17 protein-coding genes and 4 pseudogenes are annotated in these 25,988 nt (G+C 54.0%); 12 read left to right on the top strand and 9 right to left on the bottom strand.

All coding sequences use genetic code 11. The annotated features are described in order from the left end of the window. The first annotated feature begins 8 nt into the window (after nt 1-8). From Dvar_RS07190 to Dvar_RS07150, 9 genes are all read left to right on the top strand, one after another. Nucleotides 9-1,007: a DUF362 domain-containing protein gene (locus Dvar_RS07190; RefSeq protein WP_419661019.1), complete on the top strand. Its 999-nt coding sequence runs from the start codon at nt 9-11 to the stop codon at nt 1,005-1,007. A 59-nt stretch (nt 1,008-1,066) separates the two neighbouring features. Next, a complete protein-coding gene (locus Dvar_RS07185; protein WP_419661018.1) occupies nt 1,067-3,004 on the top strand; it encodes a 4Fe-4S binding protein in 1,938 nt (645 codons plus the stop codon). 54 nt (nt 3,005-3,058) lie between these two features. Next, nucleotides 3,059-4,285 carry an aldo/keto reductase gene (locus tag Dvar_RS07180; protein ID WP_419661017.1) on the top strand — a complete coding sequence of 409 codons (1,227 nt, stop codon included), beginning with the start codon at nt 3,059-3,061 and terminating at the stop codon, nt 4,283-4,285. Between the two features lie 165 nt (nt 4,286-4,450). Continuing rightward, nucleotides 4,451-5,215 carry an enoyl-CoA hydratase/isomerase family protein gene (locus Dvar_RS07175; RefSeq protein WP_419661016.1) on the top strand — a complete coding sequence of 255 codons (765 nt, stop codon included), beginning with the start codon at nt 4,451-4,453 and terminating at the stop codon, nt 5,213-5,215. Between the two features lie 28 nt (nt 5,216-5,243). Next, complete coding sequence (locus tag Dvar_RS07170) at nt 5,244-7,412, top strand: acetate--CoA ligase family protein (protein ID WP_419661015.1); 2,169 nt, start codon at nt 5,244-5,246, stop codon at nt 7,410-7,412. Continuing rightward, nucleotides 7,409-8,704, top strand: a complete 1,296-nt coding sequence (locus tag Dvar_RS07165; RefSeq protein ID WP_419661014.1) for a nucleoside recognition domain-containing protein — start codon at nt 7,409-7,411, stop codon at nt 8,702-8,704. The genes Dvar_RS07170 and Dvar_RS07165 overlap by 4 nt, the downstream gene beginning before the upstream one ends. A gap of 46 nt (nt 8,705-8,750) precedes the next feature. After that, a complete protein-coding gene (locus tag Dvar_RS07160) occupies nt 8,751-9,884 on the top strand; it encodes a M20 family metallopeptidase (RefSeq protein ID WP_419661013.1) in 1,134 nt (377 codons plus the stop codon). A gap of 164 nt (nt 9,885-10,048) precedes the next feature. Then, nucleotides 10,049-11,209: a M20 metallopeptidase family protein gene (locus tag Dvar_RS07155; RefSeq protein ID WP_419661012.1), complete on the top strand. Its 1,161-nt coding sequence runs from the start codon at nt 10,049-10,051 to the stop codon at nt 11,207-11,209. Nucleotides 11,210-11,452: 243 nt separating this feature from the next. Continuing rightward, on the top strand, nt 11,453-12,196 hold the full coding sequence (locus tag Dvar_RS07150) for a DUF6125 family protein (RefSeq protein ID WP_419661011.1): 744 nt from the start codon (nt 11,453-11,455) through the stop codon (nt 12,194-12,196). Here the strand turns inward: Dvar_RS07150 and Dvar_RS07145 are convergent. The 6 genes and pseudogenes from Dvar_RS07145 to Dvar_RS07120 form a co-directional block, all read right to left on the bottom strand. Further along, complete coding sequence (locus tag Dvar_RS07145) at nt 12,188-13,222, bottom strand: ABC transporter ATP-binding protein (protein ID WP_419661010.1); 1,035 nt, start codon at nt 13,220-13,222, stop codon at nt 12,188-12,190. The two genes, Dvar_RS07150 and Dvar_RS07145, sit on opposite strands and share 9 nt — an antisense overlap. Beyond that, nucleotides 13,219-14,037: an ABC transporter permease gene (locus tag Dvar_RS07140; RefSeq protein WP_419661009.1), complete on the bottom strand. Its 819-nt coding sequence runs from the start codon at nt 14,035-14,037 to the stop codon at nt 13,219-13,221. The genes Dvar_RS07145 and Dvar_RS07140 overlap by 4 nt, the downstream gene beginning before the upstream one ends. Then, entirely contained in the window at nt 14,030-15,019 is a 990-nt protein-coding gene (gene wtpA, locus Dvar_RS07135; protein WP_419661008.1) for a tungstate ABC transporter substrate-binding protein WtpA, read from the bottom strand. Before wtpA ends, Dvar_RS07140 begins: the two co-directional genes overlap by 8 nt. A 578-nt stretch (nt 15,020-15,597) precedes the next feature. Continuing rightward, nucleotides 15,598-15,840 (bottom strand): annotated as a pseudogene (locus Dvar_RS07130) (formylglycine-generating enzyme family protein); the annotation flags it as partial. Nucleotides 15,841-15,920: 80 nt separating this feature from the next. Further along, a pseudogene (locus tag Dvar_RS07125) lies at nt 15,921-16,190 on the bottom strand (formylglycine-generating enzyme family protein); the annotation flags it as partial. 589 nt (nt 16,191-16,779) lie between these two features. Beyond that, complete coding sequence (locus tag Dvar_RS07120) at nt 16,780-17,934, bottom strand: hypothetical protein (RefSeq protein ID WP_419661007.1); 1,155 nt, start codon at nt 17,932-17,934, stop codon at nt 16,780-16,782. 706 nt (nt 17,935-18,640) lie between these two features. On the opposite strand from Dvar_RS07120, the gene Dvar_RS07115 reads away from it, so the two are divergent. Genes Dvar_RS07115 through Dvar_RS07105 form a run of 3 tightly spaced genes read left to right on the top strand, consistent with a single transcriptional unit; the run spans nt 18,641 to nt 21,329 of the window. Continuing rightward, nucleotides 18,641-20,440 carry an Ig-like domain-containing protein gene (locus Dvar_RS07115; RefSeq protein ID WP_419661006.1) on the top strand — a complete coding sequence of 600 codons (1,800 nt, stop codon included), beginning with the start codon at nt 18,641-18,643 and terminating at the stop codon, nt 20,438-20,440. A gap of 39 nt (nt 20,441-20,479) precedes the next feature. Further along, a complete protein-coding gene (locus Dvar_RS07110; protein ID WP_419661005.1) occupies nt 20,480-20,839 on the top strand; it encodes a cyclic nucleotide-binding domain-containing protein in 360 nt (119 codons plus the stop codon). A 22-nt stretch (nt 20,840-20,861) separates the two neighbouring features. Further along, nucleotides 20,862-21,329, top strand: a complete 468-nt coding sequence (locus Dvar_RS07105; protein ID WP_419661004.1) for a Crp/Fnr family transcriptional regulator — start codon at nt 20,862-20,864, stop codon at nt 21,327-21,329. A 167-nt stretch (nt 21,330-21,496) separates the two neighbouring features. On the opposite strand, the pseudogene Dvar_RS07100 reads toward Dvar_RS07105, so the two are convergent. The 3 genes and pseudogenes from Dvar_RS07100 to fdhF form a co-directional block, all read right to left on the bottom strand. Beyond that, nucleotides 21,497-21,922: pseudogene (locus tag Dvar_RS07100) on the bottom strand (NAD(P)H-dependent oxidoreductase subunit E); the annotation flags it as partial. A gap of 87 nt (nt 21,923-22,009) precedes the next feature. Continuing rightward, nucleotides 22,010-22,774, bottom strand: a pseudogene (locus Dvar_RS07095) (hydrogenase iron-sulfur subunit); the annotation flags it as partial. Between the two features lie 69 nt (nt 22,775-22,843). Beyond that, the gene (gene fdhF, locus Dvar_RS07090) at nt 22,844-25,627 is read right to left on the bottom strand and encodes a formate dehydrogenase subunit alpha (RefSeq protein ID WP_419661003.1); all 2,784 of its coding nucleotides are present in this window, start codon (nt 25,625-25,627) and stop codon (nt 22,844-22,846) included. Nucleotides 25,628-25,988: the final 361 nt, after the last annotated feature.

The raw sequence follows: 25,988 nt of genomic DNA, 5'->3' as shown, positions 1-25,988 counted from the left end.
TGACAACCATGAGCAATCCTTCAGCCCCCTCCCCCATCAACCGTCGCGAGTTCATCGGCCGCTGCACCCGGGCCGGTATTTATGTGGCGGCCGCCGGTTCCATTGGGATTGGCTTTCACCAGACCGATGCCCCGCGCCCACAAATGGATGCGGCGACCTCTATGCTGCAACTGCCCGATTATTCCGTACCGGCCATGCACGGCAAAATATGCATCGCCCATGGAGCCGATCGGGCCACCACGGTCCGGCAGGCATTTGAAGCGCTGGGGGGGATGAAAGCCCTAATCAGGGCAGGGGAGCGGGTCCTGATCAAGGTCAACGCGGCATTTGCCTCACCGCCGACCCTGGGCGCCACCTCCCACCCCGACCTGGTTGCGGCGGTAGTGCGGCTTTGTCTCGAAGCCGGCGCCGACCAGGTGATTGTGACCGACAACCCCATCAACGACCCGGCATCCTGTTTCGCCCTCACAGGTATCAAAGCGGCAGCACAAAAAGCCGGGGCAGATGTCATCATTCCCCGCGATACCCTGTTCGAGCCCATGACCGTTGACGGCGGCCGCCTGATCCGCAATTGGCCGGTCATGGTCGGTCCCCTGGACGGGGTGGATCGCGTGATCGGCATGGCGCCGGTAAAGGACCATCACCGTAGCGGCGCGTCCATGACCCTGAAAAACTGGTACGGCCTGCTGGGTGGCCGGCGCAACATTTTCCATCAGGATGTGCATAGCCTGATCCAGGAACTGGCCCTGATGATCCGGCCTACGGCAGTGGTCCTGGACGGCACGCAGACGATGATGAAAAACGGGCCCACCGGCGGTTCCCTGTCGGACCTGAACCCCACCGGGACAATGATCGTCAGCACCGATCCGGTGGCCGCCGATGCCGCAGGCGCCGCACTGTTGGGTCGCACGATCGCCGACCTGCCCTTCATCGGCAAGGCCGAGCAGACCGGGGCCGGCACGGCGGATTACCGGTCGTTGCAGCTTAAAGAAATACAGACGGGTTAATGTCAAATGGATACATCCGAATAGGTTTAACACTTAAAACTGAACACTTATCACTTTCTATGAGCATTATTCTTACCCGACGCATCAGTCAGATTTTCTTCTTTCTTCTATTCCTGTGGTTTAGCATTGTCACCACCTTGGGAGAAGCGTGGTGGCAACTGCGGGGCTGGCCGGTAAACTGGCTCTTGGAACTGGACCCGCTGGTGGGCCTGGGAACCCTGCTGGCCACCGGCACCCTCTATGCCGGACTGTTGTGGGGGCTGTTGACGATTCTCCTGACCATTGTGCTGGGCCGCTTTTTCTGCGGCTGGGTCTGCCCTTTTGGCGCACTGCATCAGGCCGTCGGATGGCTGGGCAACCGGAAACGCAATACCTCGCAAAAAATAAAAGCCAATCGATACCGCAGGGGCCAGACCATCAAGTATGTCATTTTGATTTTTCTGCTCGGCGCGGCTGTCGGAGAGCTGATCGCCAGGCTTTTGCGGGTTGCCACCTCCCAGTCGACCGTGGATGCCATCATCGCTATCGTTCTTTTGCTTTGCGGTATCGGTGCCGTCTGGGTGAACAGGAAATCCTGGCAGCAATGGATTTCCGGGCTGCTGGCCGTCATTATCGGCTGGGTGATCTTGGGCCTTTTTACCGACGGGTCCCGACTGCTGGCCGCCTCGCTGCAAACCGGCCTGCTGGACCCGATTCCCCTTTTCTTTCGATCCGTCAACCTGACCCTTTTGCCCCTGGTGGACGGCCGGACAATAACGCTTTCGCAAGGCACCCGGCTCTATCCCGGCACGGTTACCATCGGTCTGTTCTTCTGGACGGCGGTTTTACTCAACCTGATCATCCCCCGCTTTTATTGCCGGTTCATCTGCCCGCTGGGGGCGCTTTTCGGCATCCTCGGGAAAAATGCCCTTTATCGGGTGGGACAAAAAGCCGAGGGGTGCACGGCCTGCGGCGCCTGCGAGCGTTACTGCGAAGGGGCCTGTGAGCCATCGTCAACAATCCGTACATCCGAATGTGTACTGTGCATGAACTGCATCGATGACTGCCGGCATGCGGTGATGGGCTACCACGCTTATCCGTCGGCAGCAGGTGAAACCGCCGCCCCGGACATCACCAAAAGAGAATTTGCGGCAGCCCTGGTTTCCGGTTTAGCCGCTGTTCCACTGGCCCGCATGGCCGGCAATACCGGGGAGAACTGGAATCCGGCGGTCATCCGTCCACCAGGCAGCCTGCCTGAAGCACAGTTTCTCAAACGCTGCATCAAATGCGGCCAATGCATGCGTGTCTGCCCGACCAACGTCATCCATCCGGCGGGGCTGCAGTCCGGTCTCGAAGGAATCTGGACGCCGGTACTGAACTTTCGCATGGGCTCCAGCGGCTGCCAGCGCGGTTGTATCGCCTGCGGCAACCTGTGCCCCACGGCCGCGATCCGGCCCATTAGCCTTGCTGAACGGCTGGGAAAAGACACCTTTGCCGATCAGGGCCCCATCCGTATCGGGATGGCGTTTGTCGACCGTAGCCGCTGCCTGCCCTGGGCCATGGACCGGCCCTGCATCGTCTGCCAGGAAAACTGCCCGGTAAGTCCCAAGGCGATTTTTACCCGTGAGGAATACCGGCCGGTCCGCCTTGAAGGGACCCTGCATCTTTCGGGCATGCAAGACAACCGCTTGCTTTTCGACGGCCCCACACTGCCCGCCCAGCAGTTTGCCACCGGTGACTATTATGTTACCATTGATGACAGTCACCCGCGGCTGCCCGTCAGAATCATTGATATCGGGCCCAACGGCATATCCCTGGCCGACAACCCGTTTGTCGAAACCGCACGCACCGGCGCACGGATCACCGTCCTCGTAAGGCTGCAATTGCCGTTTGTGGATCCGGCCAGTTGCATCGGATGCGGGGTTTGCGAACATGAATGCCCGGTCAAGGGCCACCGGGCCATTCGGGTGACGGCGGAAAATGAAAGCCGGGAACCACGGCATCGACTGGTGCTTTGATGATCACCGATCACCGATCACCAAATGGATACAACCTGACCACGGAGGTCTTCCATGAAAAATGACAAAAACGGCATCTCACGACGTACCTTTTTCAAAACGGCCGGCACCGCCGGTTTAGGGGCCGCACTCTCGCCCATGCTGGGTAATACTGACGCGCAGGCGGCCTCGCCGGCGCAAGCTGCCGATGTGGCCAGCGTTCCCACTCGGACCTTCGGCCGCTCCGGGATCAATGTGCCCATCCTCTCACTGGGCGGCATGTTCGACATCCCCTCCAACCAGACCCTTCTCAAACAAGCCATCCGCTGGGGCGTCACCTACTGGGACACTGCCCATACCTATACCGGCGGCCGCAGCGAAGAAGGCATCGGCCAGTACTTCTCCCGCTATCCCGAGCATCGCCAAAAAATATTTCTGGTCACCAAATCAACCCAGCGGGAGCCTAAAGGTCTAAGCAGAGAACTGGAAACATCTCTCAAACGCATGCAGACCGATCATGTCGATCTTTTTTTCGTCCACGCCATCAGAAATATCAAGGTCATGGACAACGCCATTCGGGACTGGGCCAAAGCGCAGAAAGCAGCGGGCAAAATCCGTCTGATGGGCTTTTCCACCCACGCCAACATGGATGACTGCCTGCAAGGCGCGGCCAGGCTGGACTGGATCGACGGCATCATGCTGACCTATAACTTCCGTCTGATGCACGAGGCTCGAATGATCGCTGCGGTCAAGGCCTGCGTGGATGCCGGCATCGGACTCACGGCCATGAAGACCCAGGGTGGCGGCGGCGTTAAAACCGACAGTGCCCGCGAACTGGAACTGGCCGGCCGCTTCATTCAAAAAGGATTCACCGATAAGCAGGCCAAGCTCAAGGCTGTATGGGAGAATCCGCAGATATCGTCACTTTGCTCGCAGATGCCGACCATGAGTATTCTTATGGCCAATGTCGCCGCAGCAGTGGACCGAACCTCGCTGACTGAAAATGACCACCGGCACCTGCATCGATATGCCAGCGAGACCTTCTCGTGTTATTGCGCCGGTTGCACGCAGATCTGCGAGAATGCCATATCCGCAAAGGTTCCGGTGGGCGATGTCATGCGTTATCTGATGTATGCCAGATGTTACGGGGACACCCATGATGCCCGCGATTATTTTGCATCCATTCCAGCAGCCGTGCGGCGCCGATTGACACACGTTGACTACCGCGAAGCCGAAGCCAGATGCCCCCGCAACCTGCCCATTGCCCAATTGATGAACGAAGCCGTGGAGGAACTGGCCTGATGGGAAAAATGAAAATGTCAATTGAAGGATGACTCCGATTAAACAAAGATAAAATACCACCATTTGACATTTTGCGTTTGACATTGGACATTATTAACGAACCAACGAATGATCGCGTATTTATGCGATGCACAGCGTCAACCTTTCGGCTTGAAGGGAGAACTCATGGATCTTGAATGTGTCATTTACGAAAAAAAGGAAGGGGTGGCCATCGCCCGGCTCAACCGCCCCCAGGTGCTCAATGCCATGAACAAACAGCTTTGGCTGGACCTTCAGGCGGCCCTTGACGATGCCCGAGAAGATGATGCGATAAAGGTGGTGGTGATTACCGGCGAAGGCCGGGCCTTTTCCACCGGCGCCGACCTCAAGGAATCCAAAAACCGCACTATCGAGGCTTATCGGGACTACCTGGTATCGCTCCAGGAAACCTCACGCACCGTCATCCGTTTCGAAAAGCCCACCATCGCCGCCATCAACGGTTTTGCCATCGGCTCGGGCTATGAACTGGCCCTGGCCTGCGATATCCGCATCGCTGCCGAGGAAGCCAAAATCGGCAGCCCCGAAGCCAAGGTCACCTCGTCGGTCACCGGCGGCGCGTTCCGGCTGGTTCAAGAGCTTATCGGTCCGGGCAAGGCCCGCGAACTGCTTTTTACCGGCGAGTATATTGACGGCGTCGAGGCCATGCGCATCGGCCTGGTCAATCAGGCGGTTCCACTCGATAAATTGATGGACACGGTGGTGCAAATGGCGGCCAAGATCGCCGAGAACTCGGCCTTCTCGCTGAAGATGATTAAAAAAGGATTGAACCTGGCGCGGGGCGAGACGAGCCTGGAAGCACTGATGGACTTCGAGGTGGAAGCCTGTCTGGCCTGTGTGTCGACCAAGGAGCGACAGGCGTCCCTGACAGCATTCGAGGATCGAAAAAAATAACGACAACGATCACGAAAAGGAGATCCACATGGGACTCGAACATGTCCTCAATGCCGGTAGCGTGGCTGTGGTGGGCGCTTCCAAGGTGCCGACCAAGCGTGGGTATCAGACGATTCGAACCCTTCTGGACGAAGGCTATGAGGGGATTATTTATCCGGTCAACCCCAAAGAAAAAAGCATCATGGGATTGCACTGTTTTCCGAGCGTCTCGGAAATCCCGGAAGACGTAGACGTGGCCCTGATCGCCACCCCGGCACGCACGGTGCCGGCGGTGCTCGAAGACTGCGGCAAAAGGGGCGTCAAAGGCGCCGTGATTCTGGCCACCGGTTTTGGGGAGACCGGTGCCGAGGGCAAGGCGCTGGAAAACAAAGTGCTTGAAAAAGCCTGGCAGAACCAGATTCGCCTGATTGGCCCCAATACGTCCGGGATGATCAACCTCAAGGCCAACCTCAACCTGGTGGGGCTCAAAGACACCCCCAAGGGCAACATCGCCCTGTTGACCCAAAGCGGCAACATGGCCCTGACCCTGATCACCGAGGCCAAATTGCAAAGCCGCAAGGGGTTTACCTATTATGTGGGAGTGGGCAACGAAGCGGATATCCGTTTCCACGAATACCTGGAGTTCTTCCAGCAGGACCCGGATACCCGGGCCATCCTCATGTATGTGGAAGGCATGCGCGAAGGACGCAAATTTCTCCAGCAGGCCTACAAAACCACCGAAACCAAGCCCATTATTCTGCTCAAGAGCGGACGCAGCTCCACCGGCAAGCAGTCGGCCGGCTCCCATACCGGCGCCCTGGCCGGCATGTCCCGGGTGGCCAAAGGCGCTTTTGAACGCGCCGGAATCATCGTGATCGAAAATTCGGACGAGCTCTTCCCGGCGGCCGAGACCCTTTCCAGTCTGCCGCCCATTAAAAACAGCAAGATTGCCATCCTGGCCGACGGCGGCGGCCATGCCACCATTGCCGCCGACACCCTGACCGACCTGGGCGTGGACATCCCGGAGCTTGAAGAAAAGACCAAACGCAAGCTGCGCGCTATTTTGCCTGGCGGCGCCGCCGTCAGAAACCCCGTTGACGTGGCCGGGGGCACGGACGACAACCCGGCGATTTTCGCCGACTGCGCCAATATTATCCTCTCCGATCCCCGTGTCGGGGGCCTGCTCGTCGTGGGGCTTTTCGGCGGCTACGGCATCCGCTTTGCCGCAAGCCTGGCCATGATGGAAGAGGACGCCGCCCACCAGATGGGCAAGATGGTCAAAAGCCGCAACAAACCCATCGTTGTGCACAGCCTGTACAATTCGGAAAAGCCCCATAGCCTGGATCTTTTACGCTATTACGGCGTGCCGGTGTACGGCAGTCTGGATGTGGCCTGCAAGTGCATGGGCGTGCTGGCCCAGTATGGCCGGTATCTGAAAAGCTACCATGCGGTTTCCAATTTTGTTTTCAACTGGGGCGCCAAGGCCAAACCCGAGGGACGCAAATTGATCGACAATGCCCTTGGAGAAGGACGGCTCGTGCTGCTGGAAAGCGAGGCCAAACAGTTGTTCAAACTTCATGGCGCCCCGGTCACCGGTGATGTATTGGCTAAAACCGCTGACGCGGCGGCAGACGCAGCCGGGCAAATGCAAGGCAATGTGGCGCTGAAGATCTCCTCACCGGACATTCTGCATAAAAGCGATGCCAATGGCGTCATTTTGAACCTGTCCAACAAGAAACAGATTAAAAAGGCCTTTACCGAAATCATGAGAAATGCCAAGGCCTACAGGGCCGATGCCCGCATCGAGGGCGTGCTGGTCTGCCCCATGGTGGAAAAAGGCGTTGAAGTTATCATCGGCACCAAGATTGACGATCAGTTCGGCCCGGTGATCATGTATGGCCTGGGCGGTGTACTGGTAGAAATTATCAAGGATGTGACCTTCCGGGTGCTGCCCATTACGCGGCGCACGGCCCAGAAAATGATTGAAGAGACCAAATCCAGTCCGATCTTGAACGGCGTTAGAGGAGAAGCGCCGTACGACAAAAAAGCCCTGGTCAATTTGCTGATGGCCTGCTCGGAGATCATCGAGGCCTATCCACAGATTCATGAACTGGATCTTAACCCGGTCATCGTTCACCACCAGGGGTTGAGTATTGTTGATGCCCGCATCCTGCTCAAACCAGAAAAGGAGAGCCAACCAGCGGGGCCGACCGCGTGAACCGAATCTTCCTGGCCATTGTCCTCGCGGCATTTCTCTTTGCCGGTTGGCAACAATTTACTATTGTTCCTGAGCCTGACCAGCCCACGCCCATGGCGGCCCTTTCCACCGCCATGGTCGAATCCGCCGGCGGTGCCGTGGACCTGGCCATTGGCCTGGTCGGGGTCATGACCCTTTTTCTGGGATTGATGAAGGTGGCTGAAGCCGGCGGCATGCTGTCCATCCTGGCGCGCCTGATCCGGCCGCTGATGATTCGGCTTTTTCCTGACGTGCCCGCCGATCATCCGGCCATGGGCGCCATGATTCTCAATCTCTCGGCCAATGCACTGGGCCTGGGCAATGCCGCCACGCCGTTCGGTATCCGGGCCATGCAGGAGCTGGATCGGTTGAACCCGCAGTCCGGAACAGCCACCAACGCCATGGCGCTGTTTCTGGCGGTCAACACCTCCAGTGTCACCTTGCTGCCCACCGGCGTGATCGCCCTGCGCGCCGCGGCCGGCAGTGCGGATCCGGCGGCGATCCTGCCCACCACCCTTTTGGCCACCATCGGCTCCACAAGCATTGCCATTCTGGTCACCAAATTGTACCAGCGGCTGTCCCCTCAACCCACAGCCATTCCTGTGGACAATCAAGGACCGGAAGCCCAGCCACCATCAGCAGCAGACGCAACAGATCTTGAAACGGCGCAGCATGCCTATCCGCTGTGGGTGAGCATTCTGGCCCTGGTGGCCATGGCCTCGCTGATCCCCCTGGCCATTTCCTTTGGCGAGGTGATTTCCCCCTGGATCCTGCCGGGACTGATGACCGGATTTCTCGTGTTCGGCGCCTTTCGCAAGGTGGCCATCTATGAAGTCTTCGTGGACGGCGCCAAGGAAGGCTTTCAGGTGGCTCTGCGCATTATCCCCTATCTGGTGGCCATTCTCGTTGCCGTGGGAATGCTGCGCGCCAGCGGTGCCCTGGATCTGATTGTGGGCGCCCTTTCTCCGTTTACCGGGAAAGTCGGGCTGCCGGCCGAAGCGTTGCCCATGGCCCTGATGCGGCCGCTTTCCGGTTCCGGGGCGTACGGTATCCTGGCCTCGATCATCAATGATCCGGCCATCGGACCGGACAGCTACACCGGCATGCTGGTGTCCACCCTGCAGGGCTCCACCGAAACCACCTTCTACGTAATGGCCGTCTACTTTGGTGCCGTACAGGTCAAACGCATGCGCCATGCCATGGCCGCCGCCCTGACCGCCGATGCCGCCGGGGTGATGTTCGCCATCATTGCCTGTCAGCTATTTTTAGGATAATAAAGCTGCGGGCATAAACGGATTCCTTTTTCAGTGAGTAAAAATAATGAAACTTGATTGTGGCCACAATCGTGGGCCAAACAAGCGGATCGATGCGGTCGATGAAATTGTCCCTCTTACCCAGAGCCTGATCCGCTTTAAAACCATGCACAGCCGCATGGATGAAATCGCTGCCTGCACAGCCTTTATTGAAAACTATCTCGTGCGGCATGCAATCGAGTTCGTACGCAGTGAACACGATGGGTATCCATCCATTCTCGTGCTTCCCGACAACGCCCAACCGGTGTGCAAGGTCCTGATGATGGCCCATATCGATGTGGTCGACGCCCCGGATGCCCTGTTTGAACCCGTCATTCGCGACAACCGGCTGTTCGGCCGCGGGGCGGTGGACGACAAGTATGCCGTGGCCCTGTCACTGGTATTGCTCAAAAAGCAGGTGCGCCGATTGCGAAAACTGGGCAAAACCCAGCAGGATCTTGGGTTTGGCATTCTGATTACCTCGGACGAGGAGATCGGGGGATACCATGGGGTGGGGAAAGCAGTGGAAAAGATCCACCCTGAATTTTGTGTGGCCTTGGATGGCGGCACACCAGAAAAAATCATCGTCAAGGAAAAAGGCCTGCTCACGGTCAAACTGACGACCATCGGCAAGGCTGCCCATGGTTCCCGGCCCTGGCTGGGAGACAATGCCGTCGACCATCTGATTGCCGATTATAGCGCCCTGAAAACCCTGTTTGAACCGCCTGGCGCAGGAAGCTGGTCCAAAACCATGAACCTGGGCATCGTCAATGCCGGCAAGTCCTTCAACCAGGTACCGGACCGGGCCGAAGCCATATTTGATATCCGCTACACGGAAAACGAGAATCCGGACCAGCTTTTCGATCAGATGCAGGCCATGGTGGACGGTGAGCTGAGCGTGATCCGCAAGGAGCCGATGTTTTTAGGCGGGACCAGTACTTACCTGGAGCAGTTGTGCGAGCTGGCACCGGATGCACGCATCGGCTTCGAACACGGTGCCAGTGATGCGCGCTTTTTCTCGGAAAAGGGCATCAATGGAATCATCTGGGGTGCTGACGGCGACAACAGTGCCCATGCTGCCGACGAGCATGTGAATATCGATAGTATTTTGAAGATTTACCGGGTGCTCACCCGTTTTGTAGAGGGGCTGGCGCCGGTTTAAGACACTTTCTCCGTGATCTGAATCGGTATCACTATCGGTATCGGTATCGCAACTCAGGCTGATTGAACACGGGCTTACGCCATTATTTCGATTACGATTCCGATGGCGATAGCGATACCGATTGTAGCAGACGATAAAAACCATTTTATAGATTAGCATTGAATATGAATATCAAATCACTGATCAAGCCCTATCATCAATTGGTGATCGACACCCGGCGGGATCTTCACCGGATCCCCGAACTCAGCAGCCATGAGGAAAAAACCAGCGCCTATGTGATCGATTACCTGAAGCGGGAAAACCTTCCCTTTACCGCCGATATTGCCGGGCATGGCGTGATGGCCGTACTGGATACCGGCCGTCCCGGGCCCACCCTGATGCTCCGCGCCGATATGGACGCCCTGCCCATTGCCGAGCAAACCGGCTTGTCATTTGCGTCCCAGCATCCAGGAGTGATGCACGCCTGCGGCCATGATGCCCACACGGCCATGGTGCTGGTCGCGGTCACGGCCCTCAAAGCGCTGAAAGACCAACTTTGCGGCACCATCAAATTTATCTTCCAACCGGCCGAAGAAGGACCGGGGGGAGCAAAACCCATGATCGAAGCCGGTGTGATGGACAATCCCCGGGTGGACTTTGCCCTGGGATGTCACATCTGGCCGGACATTCCCGAAGGCACCATCGGCATCCGCTCCGGACCGCTGTTGGCCGCTGCGTCCGGGTTTCGCATCATCATCAAGGGCCGCGGCGGACACGCGGCCAAACCCCACCTGTGCGTGGACGCCCTGGAAACCGGATGCCAGGTGGTGGGGGCGCTTCAACGCATTGTCAGCCGGAAAATGGACCCGCTGGCCCCGACGGTCATCACCATCGGACATTTTCAAGCCGGCACGGCATTTAATGTGATACCGGAAACCGCAACCATCGGCGGCACCGCCCGGACCTTTGACATGGATACCTGGCAGCGATGGCCGCAATTGATCGAACCGGTGGTCAAAGGCGTGTGTGATGCCATGGGAGCCGGCTATACCTTTACCTTCCGCAAAGGCTGCCCACCGACGGTCAATGATCCCGGCATGGCCCGGCGGCTGCGAGACATTGCCGCCGCAGTGGTCGGTCCGGACCGGGTAATCGAGCCGAACCAGACCCTTGGCGGTGAGGATATGGCCTTTTATCTGCAAAAGGCCAAAGGGTGCTTTTTTTGCCTGGGCGCAGGCAACGATGTCGATGGCGGGCTGCACAATCCATGTTTCAATTTTGATGAGACAATTCTGGCAAGCGGCGTGGAAGTGTATTGCCGGGCGGCAATCGATCTGTTGGCATGATTTTTTTCCTTGACAGAGGCTTAACGGTTGCAGTACCAAACTACCGACCGGTTGGTATGTTTATCCCATCACCGATCAGCCAGTGGGGTAAAATGATTTTCATTTCAGCCTTCGCAAGCTTGCGTAGGCGGTTACCATTCTCAAGAATTGATCATATGTTTAAAAATACATCTGATTGTGATAGACAAGGTCTCTGGCCTCAACTTTTCCCATAAACAAACGGGTCATCAATTTGGAGGGACGATGCAATCAACGGTAAATTCCATGAAGGATCTGGACCAGGAGCAGAAAGCCCGTCTCGTTGCAGATTTTTTTCATCGAACCGTGGTCCATTACGGGCTGTGGTTTGCCGAGGTGCGCCATCAACTTGGATTGGAAAAGGCAATCGAGTTGCTCGGAGGTGTTTTCCCGCGCAGCAGCGGTATTCAGGTCAAGCGGCTGGGCAAGACGCTGGGGTTTGATACCGCCAACGGCCTGCCGGCGCCACTGACCAACCTTCCCGAAGACCAGATTGAGGCCCTGCTGGATGCCCTGGCGGTCAACTGGCTGGCCAACGACGGCGTGTGGTTTCAGGCGGTTGAGTTTGCCAACGACATGAATGACGCCAAACGCTGCAACGACTCGTGCTGGGGGCATTTCTCACCCGTTGAGGCGGCGATGATTAAAAGATACCTGGACCTGGGACCGCAGCCCGGTCTGGAAGGGTTGAAGAAGGCGCTGAATTTTCGACTGTATGCGCGAGTCAACGTCCAGAGTTTTCATAAGGAAACGCCGAACAGTTTCGTATTTCAAATGAATGCCTGCCGAGTCCAGGACGCCCGCAAGCGCAAAGGGCTGGATGACTACCCGTGTAAATCCGGCGGCCTTGTCGAGTACACCACGTTTGCCACGGCCATTGATTCCAGAATTAGCACCGAGTGTGTTGGCTGCCCGCCGGACGCGCATCCGGACGAGTGGTATTGTGCCTGGCGGTTTACGTTAGATTAGATGAATGTCAGCCGGATTAATATGCAGGCGCACCGGGCTGCCCGGTTGCAAATCCATCTCCAGGAGTGCGCCGGTCAGCATGACGCTGGTAAACGTCACGCCCGCGGCTTCCACAGCCAGTTCGGCAAACACACCCTGGTTGCTGATGGAGACAATCCGACCGGATATGTCGCTTGAGAATTCCTGATGGTGGGACATCGGGGTAAGACGGACGTGCTCCGGGCGGATCATCGCCAAACGCACATCGCTGCTCGCGTTCAGTACCGGCAGGGTTAGATCGCCGATGTGCAGCCGGTTATCGTTGATTCGTGCCGGCAGGACGTTTTTCATGCCTACGAATTCGGCCACAAAAGCCGTGGCCGGCCGTTTGAACACCGTTTCCACGGTTCCGGTCTGCTCGATCCGGCCATCGTGTAAAATGGCCACGCGGCTGGCCAGGCTGTGGGCATCGGTAAAGTCGTGGGTCACCATCAGTACGGTCTGTCCGGTTTCCTGGTGCAAACTGCGGAAAAGCTCTCGGATCTCCTCCCGAAAGCCGGGATCCAAAGATGCCAGGGGTTCATCCAGCAGCAGGACCGTGGGGGCCGTGGCCAGGGCCCGGGCCAGGGCCACACGCTGTTTTTCTCCACCACTGAGCGTGGTCACCGACCGATCGATCAGATTCGAAAGGCCCAGCCGCTGGATCAAATCGCTGCATCGGGACTGTAAATCAGTGCCCGCACCATTATGGTAGCGGAGACCATAGGCGATGTTTTTGGCCACATTCAGGTGGGGAAACAGCGCGCAATCCTGATAAACAATGCCCACCCCGCGCTGTTCCGGGGGCAGGCGGGTGACATCGCAGCCGGCCACGACAATGCGGCCACCAGCAGTGGCCATGATGCCGGCCACCGATTCCAGGATCAATGTCTTGCCCGCCCCGGTAGGTCCCAAAAGGCAAAAAAACTCACCGTCCTCAATGTCAAGACTCACCCGGTCCAGGGAAAATCCGGGCAGGTTTACGCATAGCTCGTCGATCTGGATCATGAGGCCGCCTTGCGATCCATTGAAAGAATTCGCAATAACAAGAACAACACCAGACACACCAGAATCAGCCACACCGCCACGGGTTGAGAGTATTTCAAGCCATAGGCGGTAAAGCGTTCATAGATCATCACCGGCGCCACCATGGGGTGGTAGGCCACGATCACCACGGCACCGAACTCGCTGATCGCACGGGCCATGCACATGATCGCCCCCACCAGCATATGCCGCCAAGCCAGCGGCAGGGTGACCCGCAAAAACGTTCCGCCGGCCGTTGCCCCCAAACTGCGCGAGACATGCTCCAGGCGCGGGGAGATCTCTTCGAACCCGGCCTTGACCGTATTGATGTAAAACGGCAGCCCAACAAAAGTCAGCACCGTAATCAAGCCGGTGGTCGTGCCCATGATCTGCACCCCCACCGCTTGAAGCGCCCTGCCGATGGGATGGTTGCGGCCGGTAATACTGAGCAGCGCGATGCCCACGACCGGGTGGGGAATCATGATCGGCAGATCGATAATGCTCTCCAGAATCTTTTTTCCCGGAAACGGGCGACGCGCCAGCAAAAAGGCCAATGGGGTACCCAGCACCAGGGCGATCAGGGCCGCCGCACCGGCCGTGACCAGGCTGAGCCGGATGGAGCGGACCACATCCCGATCCATCAGGGTTTCCTTGAGTGCCCCCATGGTGGGCTGGGTCATCATCTCCACCAGGGGGATGACGATGAAGGCCACGATCACGGCGCTGCTGGCCGCCGCCAGCCAGAAAAAAAGATCCCGGTATTGATAACCTTTGGTGCGTTGACGAACCGGTTTACTCACGGACCTCTACCAATTTGGAAAGGTTTCCCGGCAGGGCGTCTTTGACTGCCTGACTGGTTACCCGGCAGGGGATGAAGGGCGGCTGGCCCATATCCTTGAGCACTTTCAGTCCACCGTCGGCAGACAACAGATACTCGAGAAACAAGGTCGCACCGGCCGGATTGGGCGCATCCTTGATCTGCGTAACACCGTAAGTGACCGACTTGCCGGTACGGGTGATCCACGTTCCGGGTTTCTTGCCGGTGACCTTTACCTGGGCCTGCTTATAAAAGTCGTCAAACTGATAGTTGCCCAGATTGATATGGTCGTCCAGGGTCACATATTTGAGTTCGTGTTGAATGGCCACGGACAGGTATTCCCAGGCGTAATCCATGTTACCGGTCTTGAGCATGGAAACCAGTTCCACGGATTTGGGCCGCACGTTCTTCTTCGGCCGATTGGCAATCAACTGGTCATAAAGTCCTGGTTTGCGGTAGAACTTCTCGGCCAGCTGCAGGACCATCAGGCTGCGATAGCCGCACGGGTCCAGGTTGGGGTCCGAGTGGCCCCAGACCACATCCTTTTTCAGCAGGATGTCATACCAGTTATCGGTAGTGACCTGATCGGCATAGCGGCTGCCGTCCGTATAGCACAGCACCAGCTGATTGGTGGCAAAACGGATATTCCAGTCCGCCTTGGCTGGAATCAGGTTTTTGTCGATCACCTTGAAATCGGCCGAGGCCATAATATCGGCCGGCTTGCCCACCTCGGAGATGAGGCGCGCCATCTTGGTGCTGCCACCAGCTTCCCGAAGGACGTCGATGTTTGGATGGGCGGCCTCGAAATCCTTTTCGATCTGGGCCAGGGGCACCGTCAGACTGCCGGCATGAAAAATGATTACTTTTTCCGCTGCAACAACCGTACTGGGAAAAGTGAGCGCCATCGCGGCAATGGGTATCACCAGAATAGTCAATGCAACAAGCTTGTAGACTGACAAATTCATTGCTCTCTCCTTATGTTAACAGTTGGAATAATAATAAGTAAAAATTTTACCATGTGGATGAAAAAGAGCCAACGATCAAATCAATCAATTTAGGTAATTCATGGATATTTTTTCCATAACCAACTAATACTTACCAGTAATTACCATATTGAGAATATACTCGCAATCAAGCCCGCTTCTTTAACCCGGCAGTGGCCGGTTTGGTCATTAACTATATACCTGTGGTAAAATTTTTCGTGCACCTTGATGTGGTGGGAAAAGAGACATCATTTATCCTTATTTTTTCGGCATCTTATGTCCCAACTCGGCAGATTCAAACATATCGTTGATCCTTTACGTCGGTTGAATCTCATTTATCTTGCTTAATTTAGGGCCGAGGCAACTAGTCAGTGAAAAAACCTACTTTGTTCGCTTTACTTAAAAGCTAACTGCACAGGTCGAAAAAATTTCGCCGGGGCTGCGCCCGATAACTGCCAATCACATCGTCCCACCCGCTGCGGACAAGCCCTGCCGAGCCCTGGCGGCTGTTCTGCCAAACCTCAACAGCGTTGCAAAAGGTAAAAAACAAAAATGTAAAACTAATTAGTCCTTGCAAGGCGGAAGCCCAGGTCGTTGTCCCGATTGACCGGCGAGTTCCCGAGGCGATTGGCCGAACGGCAGCGACCGGCGCCGAAGAAACAGCTGCCGCCCCGGCTCACCCGGTACTCGCCTGATGAGGGGCCCTTGGGTTCGGTCACCGAACCGCTGGGATAAGACCCAGACCGATCCTGGCACCACTCCCATACGTTGCCGTGCATGTCGTAAAGGTCCCAGGATTTATCCTTTTTTGACCCACCATGTGTGTTTTGCCTCCTGAGTTGGAATCATACCAGGCATAATCGCCGAGCTGGTTATAGCTATTTCAGAAACAAAACCGGCCAGCGTTTCCCGCCCGGGCCGCATACTCCCACTGGGCTTCGGTGGGCAGGGGGTATTTGGCGGTGCCTTCGATCTGGTTGAGCTTTTGGATGAAGGTCTGGGCATCCTTCCAGGAAACATTCTCCACAGGGCAATCGGCACCGCAATTCTTGAATATGGATGGGTTGCTGCCCACTTCCCGCGACCACTGACCCTGGGTAACCTCCGTGGTCTGCAGGTAGTATCCTCGGGTCAGCGTCACCTGATGCTGGAGCTCGTCTTTATCTCTTTAAAGATAGTCTATTGGGGGACTATTTTGCGTTTTTTGGGGGCTAAAAATCGTATTACGGGTGGATTGCGCTTCCCGCAGTTCAAATGACCCTTCGGTGGGTAGGACTAAGCGGCCTTTTGCCATCACTTCCAATGTACACGAGGCATCGCAGCAGATGCTCTCCAGATTCTATGGCGGTTGCATGGTATCGGTCTTCCCAGAAACCCCCTTTGCGTTTTTTCCGCTGGCTTTATTCCTGTGCCGTTTCTTCCTGCGATCAATCCAATCGCCTGAGGATAATACGCTTTTCACTTTTGATAGGGGAATTAATGCCGGTTTGCCATGGCATGATTGGCGGTTCCGGGGGTTCGGATCATGCCGAAGAAACGTAACGATCAGATCGTAAGTTCGCTGAAGGAAGAGAATACCTCGCCATCATTTTTGCCAAAATCAACAGGAGAGGTGCGTATTTTGAATCAATTCGTTTGTATCGAATTGTTTTAGCAGGATTTATTTTTTTATTGGCATAAGGATTATAGAATATCCCCAAGGCCCCTCCTTCTTTATTCGATCGATGAAAGTCTACGACGCACTAATTCCCGTAGACAACTACATAATTGCTACGATATTCATTAGAAGATCCAGGCCCATAATTTCCACCGAGATCAACGCATTGACCGGCCTCGAACATCCTGCGATACATCTTTAAACCCGGCTGGGTTGCCAACGATGTCTTTATGTCAGGATATTTCGTGTATCTTTCCCAACCGGTTAGCCAATCTGGTACCGATGTTGAACGACTGTCAAAAAGAACGTAGATCCACCAACTGACCGGTGTGGTAAAGCGAATATAGCCGCTGGCTGCGCTATTGGCTCTTTCATCGTTTGGCGTCTGAATTAAGGTGCGACCGACCATCCAACTGGGCAAACCACCGGTGATGGTGTAAGTCCGGTCCGTGTAGTAATTCATGCCCGTGCTCACCACTGCCTGCCCGAATCGTGAATCCAACACACAGGCATTGTTGTTACCATAGAAGACTAAATAGTTGCTGCGATATTCGCCTGATGCACCGGGACCGTAATTGCCCCCCAAGTTAACACATTCTCCGGCAGAATAGGCCTTTTTGAAAACATCCAGGTAGCGTTGGGTGGATAGCGATGTCCCAATATCGTATCCCGTATCGACGAAGTCACCATCCATCCAGTCCGGATGGTCCGTACACCTGCGATCGAAGGCAATGTAGACATCCGTGTCTTCATCCACTTCAAAGGTCAGATAGCCATTGGGGCTGGTGTTCTTCTGGTCATCGTTGGGGGTACGGATGAGTGTCATACCGGTGAATTGGCTGGGTACGCTGGTCAGCTTATAAGCTCGGTCCGTGTAATAGGGAATGCATGCGGTCAAGCTGACCTTGTCAAATTTCGGATCCAGCACACACGATCCAAACGGTTCGTATAGAACAATGTAATTGCTCCGGTATTCCTTCGATGATCCCGGTCCATAATTGCCGCCCAGATCGATGCATTCACCTTCCAGATAGAACTTGGTAAACATATTTAGATGGCGTTGGGTGCCCAACGAAGTTCCGAGGCTTTCGCCGATAGAGACGAAGTCATTCATCCAGTCGGGAAGTTTGGTCGCCCGTTGGTCAAATGCCACATACACACTGGTGTCATCGCTCGCTTTGAATGTCAGATATCCGCTCGAATCAGCGTTGGTTCGATCATCGTTCGGCGTTTTAATCATTGACATATTTTTGTAGTAGTCCGGTACACTGGTAATTGTGTATGAGCGATCGGTGTAGTAGGGGATTCCGTTGGTTATGTTGGTTTCTTGGAATTTGCTGTCTAAAACACAGCATGGCCCGGCGTTTAATATCTCATCAACACTGTTGCATCCGTATGAGTTCTCAGAAATGCTTACACCTTCATCACCTATTCCCCCATCGGTTAATAAGGAATAAAGGCCGCAGCAATGAGTCAGAGAGATGTTGCGTTCTAAAATTAGACCAAGTAAAATATTTTTTAGCGACGCTAACCCATCGAGATTGGTCAGGGAGTCATTGTCTACAATATATAATCTTTGGACACCATGTAATGCTGGTATTATATGATCCTAAACTGGGCGATTGTCGAGCTTGCCGTATATACAAGGCAGATGTCTTTCCGCTATAGTCACCTATGCGGGAAGACATCTAACGCGGTTCGAAGATCCCGCCGCCGGGGAGATGCGGTGAGATCGGCAACCCAGCCAGGGGTTCAAATTCTGGGAGGTAATAATGACCTATCGCATTACCATGCTTACCCATTTTCATGTATACCAGAATTTGAATCGCCCCGTTTAGGATGAACCATTCAGTTACATCTTCCGGTCATGGCTAATTAAAAGTTAATTTTCTGAAGTAATAGCAAAAACAAGATCTGCAAATCCAAAATATTCACAGGTGAAATGGATGAAAAAAACAATATTAATTACGACGATCTGCAGTTTTTTGTATTCTGTCGCTAATGTCGGCGCTTCAGGATTTATTACTTACTCTTTTGATGACGGCGATACAAACACATACAATGTAGCCTATCCTATCCTCGCCGCCCATGGACAAATTGGAACTGTGAATCCAGTGCTAAATCGTGTTCTTTCAGGCACTTATTCCTCGATGAATGTTCAGCAGTTGCTTGATCTTCAAGCAGCAGGTTGGGAAATTTGCTCTCATAGTGTCATTCATGTAAATATGGAATACCTACCGTTAACTTATGAAGATGAAACTTCGGAATCTTCTAACTCTGCTGAACGAGAGTTGGAAATGTCAAAAATCGGTTTCAATGAATTGGGATTGAACGTGCAAAACTTCGTTGTTCCAGGTAGTCGATGGAATAATGACTTGGCTGCCATTGCAGCCAGGTATTACAATAGTGCAGCAACAGGGGGAGAATCCGCAAACACATTGCCCTTGGCTAATCGATGGGCGATAAAACGCAGATGTGTCGGTTCTAGTTATAGTGTAAGCGATATTATTGCCTGGATCAATAATGCCGTTAATAATGATGAATGGTTAATCTTGATGTTCCACAACATTTGTGAAAGCGAAACATGCGGGTATGCGCCCTGGGCTGAATCCAAACTTGACGCACTGGCCACCTGGGTGGAAAATCAAGGAATAACGGTTGTTACTCAACAGCAAGGCTTAGAGTTATCAAACACGCCTATATCGGCACCTGATGTCACTCCCCCCATAGTCAGTTCCAATAGTCCTTTAAACAATGCTACTAATATCCCCACTGATACTACACTTTCGGTAATCTTCTCCGAAGAAATTGATCCCTCAACTATCGATTCAAACACATTTATCGTGAATAATGGAGTCACTGGGACGATAAGCTACGATGTTGGAACAATAACGGCAACCTTTACCCCGGCAACAAACCTATCCTACAGCACAACATATACAGCGACAATTACAACCGGAGTGGAAGATCTGGCATTGAATCCACTTCAGGCTGACTTTTCTTGGTCTTTTACAACTGCATCTGCTCCAGATACAACTCCGCCGGCAATAGAGTATACAAATCCAATAAACGACAGTGTTGACGTCCCAGTTAATTCTTCAATTTTTGTGACCTTTTCAGAAGATATTGATCCTTCCACCTTAGATGATAATTCAATGTCCTTAAACAATGGTGTTTCTGGTACTGTCAATTACGACCCATCGACAAAGGTGGCAACCTTTACACCTTCAAACAATCTAAGTTTTGAAACAAATTACACTGTGACCTTAACAACTGATATACTGGATTTAGCAGGAAACCCACTACAAGAAGCATTTTCCTGGTCATTTACAACTGCTTCCGCATCAGATAATACCGCCCCAGAGGTCGAAGATACCAGCCCCTCTAATAATTCTAATGAAATTCCTCTTAATTCGGCTGTCTTTGTAACCTTTTCCAAAGATATGGATGCCGCAACAATTAATTCCGATTCATTCTATTTGAACGACTATATATTGGGAAGTGTGAGCTATGATTCAGACAGCAAGACAGCCACGTTTACGCCATCGGATAGCCTTGCCGCAGGTACCATATACACCGCAACCATAACTACGGACGTCAAAGATGTTTTAGGAAATGCAATTACATCTGAATATTCATGGTCCTTTACTACAATTTCAGATACCGACACGTCCAACTCAGAAAATGAAAATGATAGTGATTCCGGTGGATCTGGCAGCTGCTTTATCAACACGATGATGAAATAAGAAATATCAGACCTCAAAGAATTAAAGGCGCGGCTTGAAATGCAACTTCAGGTGTTCGATCCCGGCGATGTGCTTTTTCGTCACGGTGATCCCGCCCGATATCTTTACATCCTTGCCCAGGGGGAAGTAAAGATTGCCATGGACGAATCCGGCAAGTGTGTTTATACCGGTAACCGGGTCGGCGAAGTGTTCGGCTGGGGCTGCCTCATCGATTGCGACACCTATGGCGGCAGTGCCGTCTGTGAAACGCCGGTGGTGGTCCTGCGGATCGATCGAGAACGGCTGCTCAAGCTGTTCGACAGCGACATGGAAAGCGGCTACCTTTTTTTCAAGCATCTGTCCTGTGCCTTGGGATGCCGTCTGGTCCAGGCGTGCCAGCACATGCACCCAATCAGCTGATGCCGAGCCATGAAAGGTAACTATGCAAAATTCAAATATCCGGGACACCTTGCAATCTTGCGGCTTCCTCAAAAACATTTCGCCCGAACATCTGGAGACGATTTCAGCATATTGCAACATCGATCAATACGCGGCCGGCGACTACATCTTCAGACAGGGCGATTTGGGTGATGACCTGTTCATTATCGCCGATGGCTACGTTTTCCTCGAGCACATCATGGACATTGGCAGCCACAAAAGATCGGTCGTGATTGATGCCCTCGGAAAAGGACGCACGCTGGGCTGCTGGTCAACCCTTCTGGGGGAGCCACTTGTACTCATATCCTCGGCCAACTGTCAGAAAGATTCGATGGTGATCCGGCTCAAGGGGCGTCAGCTGCGAAAATTCATGCAGGAAGATACCCAGTTTGGCTTTTTCCTGCTCGAACGGCTCAGTTTTCTGTTGCGTGAGCACATCCTGGCCGCCTATGGTGCAATGGAAAAAATCTGATAGTTGGGATAGCGACTCCCTTTTTTGAGATATTTTCCGTTTACAAAAAACGGTTGCTACATCCGATCACGGAATCTTTATTTGGAAAAAATTATAAAAAAAGAGGCTCGCAATCGAATGCAAGCCCCAATTTCCTTTAAAAACCGTTTTCAATCCGATGCCATTCCTTAGGCGCAGTTTTTAAGCAACGCTTGCGCTTTGTCTGGCGAAATTCTACCGTGATGCGCTCCATCGATGATCATCTCCGGTCCCAGCGTACAGCACCCCAGACAGTTGCCGGTTTCCAGACTGAATTTGGAATCCGCGTCCATTTCACCGGGCCGGATGCCGATCATTTCCTGAACAGACGCGATCAGGCGTTCCGATCCCCTGAGATGACATGAGGTTCCATTGCAGACGTGGATTTCGTAACGCCCCTTGGGCGTCAGGCGAAAGGTCTTGTAGAAGGAAGCGATCTGCATGACCCGTCCCAAGGGCACGTCGAGTTTTTCGCTGATCAACGTCAAGATCTCTTTGGGCAGCCATTGATTTTCGCTCTGCACCTCCATGAGCACGTGGATCAGGGCCCCGGGATTGCCCTTGTACGTGTCAATAATTTGATCAATTTTTTTATTTCCCAGTGCCGCCGGTTTGACTTCGGCTGCAGCCTCGGCGACGGACTCATCCGCATCCTGATGATATGCCGCAGCAATCAGGTTTTTACTTTCGTCAAAGCGGCACATCCCCTGCCGGGCGGCAATGTTGACGTGGCGAGAGATTTCGGAAGAAGGCAGACCCAGCAGATTGGACAGCTCCGCGCTTGAGCGCGGCTTTTCCCGGATCAGGGCCATGATCTGACAAACGGCCAGTTTATCTGCAATCAGTTCCTGAAACATCTGCTCAAATTCGCTGCTGGCAAAATACTCATGGTACGCCGCTTCTGTTTCCAGGGGAACCCGCATCCGTTCTCTTTCCACCAGCTTGATGTAGGGCAAGAGGGACATGACGGTTTCGATCCTGAATTTCAGCGTTTCAGGATCGATGTCTTCTCCTTTACCGAGCGGTCCCAGACCTTTCAGGGTGTCGTCCAGATCCGTGATCACCTCGGCATACCGAACCCCTTCAGAAGCGGAAACCCATTCGAGTCTCAACCGCTCAGGGTTGAGCCCGATCAGGGCCATGAGCTTTTTGCAGACCTGAATCATACTAATCGCCAGGTAGTTCCCCTCGGTAATATAATGGCACTCGCCCGGCCAGCATCCGCCGATAAACACTCCATCCATGCCGTTTAGAAATGACTTAAAAATAAACTGCGGATCAATCCTGCCCGAGCACATTAAACGAATTACTTTCATGTTGGGCGGGTACTGATAACGGGAGATCCCGCATAGGTCAGCCCCTGCATAACAACACCAATTACACAAAAAACCCAATATTTTTGGCCTGAACTCGTAATCCTTTTTCATTTCCGCAATACTCCTTTTTCGCATATGGTTTCAAAACAGTCTGGTTTTTAAGAGGGTGTTTGAGAAGTCTTATTCGTTCACTGCAGCCACATCCATCTTTGCTGGTGATAACGCAACAGCACAGACTTTCAGCTCGGGTATGGCACACACGGGATCCAGTGCGGCATTAGTCAGACGGTTGGCCGCCGCCGATGCAAAATGAAAGGGGATGAACACGGTTCCAGGCATAATGGCAGGCGTCAATGTGGCCCGTGCCTGGATCGTCCCCCGGCGCGAACGAATGCTCAGCATTTGCCCATCGGCAATACCCAGGCGTGAAGCATCCGAATCGGCGATTTCGATCCGGCATTCCGGCGCCCGCTCGTTCAGATCGTCACTTTTCATGGTCATGGTGCCGGTATGATAGTGGTAAAGCAGGCGGCCCGTGGTCAGGGTAAACGGGAAATGATCATCCAGGGTTTCGGCCGGGGGAATGAATTCGACCGCATGAAATTTCCCCAGTCCGCAAGTGAACTTTCCGATGTGCAGCACAGGCGTTCCTGGATGGTCGCTCGTTGGACATGGCCAGACCAGTCCGTCGTCATCGATGCGGGGATAGGAAATGCCCCCATAGGACGGCGTCACTTGGCTGATTTCGCCAAACACCGCCTCGGCATCGGCGTATTGCATGGGCACCCCCATACGGGTTGCCAGGGCTGAGGTGATCGCCCAGTCATCACGGGCTTCACCCGGCGGCGGGACAGCCGGACGAATGCGCTGGACTTTACGCTCCGTGTTGGTGAAGGTTCCCGCTTTCTCGGCAAAACAGGTGGCGGGCAAAACAACATCCGCCAATTGGGCCGTTTCAGTCAGGAAAATGTCCTGAACCACAAAAAAGTCGAGGTTTTCAAGGCTTTTCTGCACATGGTTCAGATCTGGATCCGAAACCATGGGATTCTCGCCGATAATGTAAAGGGCTTTGATGTCGCCGCTCTGGGCCATGGGAATCATCTCAGTGGCCTTCAATCCCATTTTCTCGGACAGTTGGGTGGTATTCCATGCCGCCGCCATTTTTTGGGCCACGGCAGAATCCGTCACCGGCTGATACCCGCTGTATACATTGGGCAGGCAGCCCATGTCACAGGCGCCCTGGACATTGTTCTGGCCGCGCAGCGGATTGACACCACCCCCGTCAATTCCGAGGTTACCGCAAAGCATGGCCAGGTTGGCAAGGGCTTTCACATTATCCGTACCGGTGCTGTGCTGGGTGATCCCCATGCAGTAAACAATGTTGCCAACCCCTGCCTGGCCATAGAGCCTGGCCGCCTTCACGATCTGATCGGCGGGAATCCCCGTGATTTGAGACACGGCATCCGGTGTATAGGGCTCAAGGGCCTTTTTGAATGCGTCGAAGCCTTCCGTTCGGGTCTTGATGAATTGCTCATCATGCAAGTTCTCATTTAGGATCACATGCATGAGACCATTGATCCAGGCCACATCGGTGCCCGGCTTCTGGGTCAGCTTCAAAACGGCATGCCTGGACAGCGGGATATCGCGCGGGTCGACCACAATCAACTGCGCTTTTCCGAAGCGCACGGCACGTTTAATATACGTGGACGTCACGGGATGGGTTTCGGTGGTGTTCGATCCGGTGACTAGAATCACATCGGCTTTACTTAAATCACCGATAGGATTGGTCATGGCCCCGCTACCAAAGCTGGCCGCCAGCCCCGCCACAGTGGAAGCATGGCAAAGCCTTGCGCAATGGTCCACATTGTTGGTCTTCAGCACGCTGCGGGCAAATTTTTGAGCCACGTAATTATCTTCATTGGACATGCGGGCTGACGTGAGCACACCGATGCTGTCCGGGCCACTGGAATCACGGATCGCCGACAACCGTTGGGCGACATACCCCAGCGCCTCATCCCATGACGCTTCCCGAAAACTGCCGTTTTCTTTGATCAGCGGTTGGGTCAGGCGGTTTGGCGACCCAATAAAATGGTAACCAAAACGCCCCTTGACGCACAGGCTGCCATGGTTGGGGGCGGCATCCACACCGCTGACTTTGACGACCCGGTTTTCCTTGACGTGCAGGTAAAGCTGGCAACCGACGCCACAGTAACTGCAGGTGGTGCGCACCTTTTGGATTTCCCAGGGGCGCACGGTGTAACGGACATCCTTTTCAACCAATGCGCCGACCGGACAGGCCTGAACGCATTCACCACAGAAAACACAATCCGAATCCTTGAGCGCCCGATCGCCGGCAGTAACGATTTTGGCGTCCTTGCCGCGATAACCGAAATGGATGGCATTGTTGACCTGAATGTCGTTACAGGCCTGGACACAGCGACCGCATTGGATGCACCGTGAAAAATCCCGGACAATAAACGGATTGACGGTTTCCATGGGATACCGCGTCGATTGAGAATCAACATATTCCGTGCTCACCTGGTATCGATAGGCCAGATCCTGCAAGCGGCAATCTCCCCATACCGGGCACAACTCACCACTCATGTCTTCATGGGCCACCTTGACCTGCAGTTCCGACCACTCGGCATCATTGCCTGTTCGAATGGCGCAGTTGTGGTTGCCCGAGCTGAGCATGAGCTCGATGATCTGACGCCGTGCGGCCACGACTGCAGGGGACTCCGTCTTTACTGCCATGCCATCTGTTGCCGGGGTTGTACACGCGGTCAGCAAGGTTTTTGATCCTGCCACTTCCACCACACAGATCCGGCAGGCACCGGTAGGGGTGGCACCCTTCAAATGGCACAACGTGGGGATGTCGATGTGGTTGCGTTTGGCGACATCCAAAATCGTCTCACCAACTGTAAATAGAAGTTCATTGCCGTTAATGAAGATGGTCTGGCTCATTTTTAGGACTCCTTTTGCACGCAGTTCTCCGCACTCTTGGCACGGAGGTGCTAAAAGTTTAAAATCGGCGTTTGGATGAATACTGGCGGGGAACCGTGAAAAAAAGAGGAGATTCCGTCACCAGGGAATTACAAGCGTACCTGTCCACCCGGACATGTTAATGCCAGGCACCTCATGTAAACCCCGTTCGACGGATCGTTGATGGCATGATGATTCTATTTGTCGGTTAATTTGAAATTCTAAAATAGTATTAAAAACAATATGTTCCATAATAATCAACTCATACATGAATTGACTTTTATGGCATATCGGTTTAAATATCTACCAAATCTTACAATTAATGACAACCACTTTGCCCCAA

This window comes from Desulfosarcina variabilis str. Montpellier (assembly GCF_048565275.1).
GTDB classification, from domain to species: domain Bacteria; phylum Desulfobacterota; class Desulfobacteria; order Desulfobacterales; family Desulfosarcinaceae; genus Desulfosarcina; species Desulfosarcina variabilis.
This window is presented reverse-complemented; position numbering and strand designations above follow the sequence as displayed.

What these genes read in the sequence shown, in the direction of transcription:
- Dvar_RS07105 (WP_419661004.1), top strand. Translation starts at nt 20,862, where the DNA reads ATGCAAAATTCAAATATCCGGGACACCTTGCAATCTTGCGGCTTCCTC.
- Dvar_RS07145 (WP_419661010.1), bottom strand. Translation starts at nt 13,222, where the DNA reads ATGATCCAGATCGACGAGCTATGCGTAAACCTGCCCGGATTTTCCCTG.
- Dvar_RS07115 (WP_419661006.1), top strand. Translation starts at nt 18,641, where the DNA reads ATGAAAAAAACAATATTAATTACGACGATCTGCAGTTTTTTGTATTCT.
- fdhF (WP_419661003.1), bottom strand. Translation starts at nt 25,627, where the DNA reads ATGAGCCAGACCATCTTCATTAACGGCAATGAACTTCTATTTACAGTT.
- Dvar_RS07150 (WP_419661011.1), top strand. Translation starts at nt 11,453, where the DNA reads ATGCAATCAACGGTAAATTCCATGAAGGATCTGGACCAGGAGCAGAAA.
- Dvar_RS07155 (WP_419661012.1), top strand. Translation starts at nt 10,049, where the DNA reads ATGAATATCAAATCACTGATCAAGCCCTATCATCAATTGGTGATCGAC.
- Dvar_RS07160 (WP_419661013.1), top strand. Translation starts at nt 8,751, where the DNA reads ATGAAACTTGATTGTGGCCACAATCGTGGGCCAAACAAGCGGATCGAT.
- Dvar_RS07110 (WP_419661005.1), top strand. Translation starts at nt 20,480, where the DNA reads ATGCAACTTCAGGTGTTCGATCCCGGCGATGTGCTTTTTCGTCACGGT.
- Dvar_RS07175 (WP_419661016.1), top strand. Translation starts at nt 4,451, where the DNA reads ATGGATCTTGAATGTGTCATTTACGAAAAAAAGGAAGGGGTGGCCATC.
- Dvar_RS07180 (WP_419661017.1), top strand. Translation starts at nt 3,059, where the DNA reads ATGAAAAATGACAAAAACGGCATCTCACGACGTACCTTTTTCAAAACG.
- Dvar_RS07170 (WP_419661015.1), top strand. Translation starts at nt 5,244, where the DNA reads ATGGGACTCGAACATGTCCTCAATGCCGGTAGCGTGGCTGTGGTGGGC.
- wtpA (WP_419661008.1), bottom strand. Translation starts at nt 15,019, where the DNA reads ATGAATTTGTCAGTCTACAAGCTTGTTGCATTGACTATTCTGGTGATA.
- Dvar_RS07190 (WP_419661019.1), top strand. Translation starts at nt 9, where the DNA reads ATGAGCAATCCTTCAGCCCCCTCCCCCATCAACCGTCGCGAGTTCATC.
- Dvar_RS07120 (WP_419661007.1), bottom strand. Translation starts at nt 17,934, where the DNA reads ATGATTAAAACGCCGAACGATGATCGAACCAACGCTGATTCGAGCGGA.
- Dvar_RS07185 (WP_419661018.1), top strand. Translation starts at nt 1,067, where the DNA reads ATGAGCATTATTCTTACCCGACGCATCAGTCAGATTTTCTTCTTTCTT.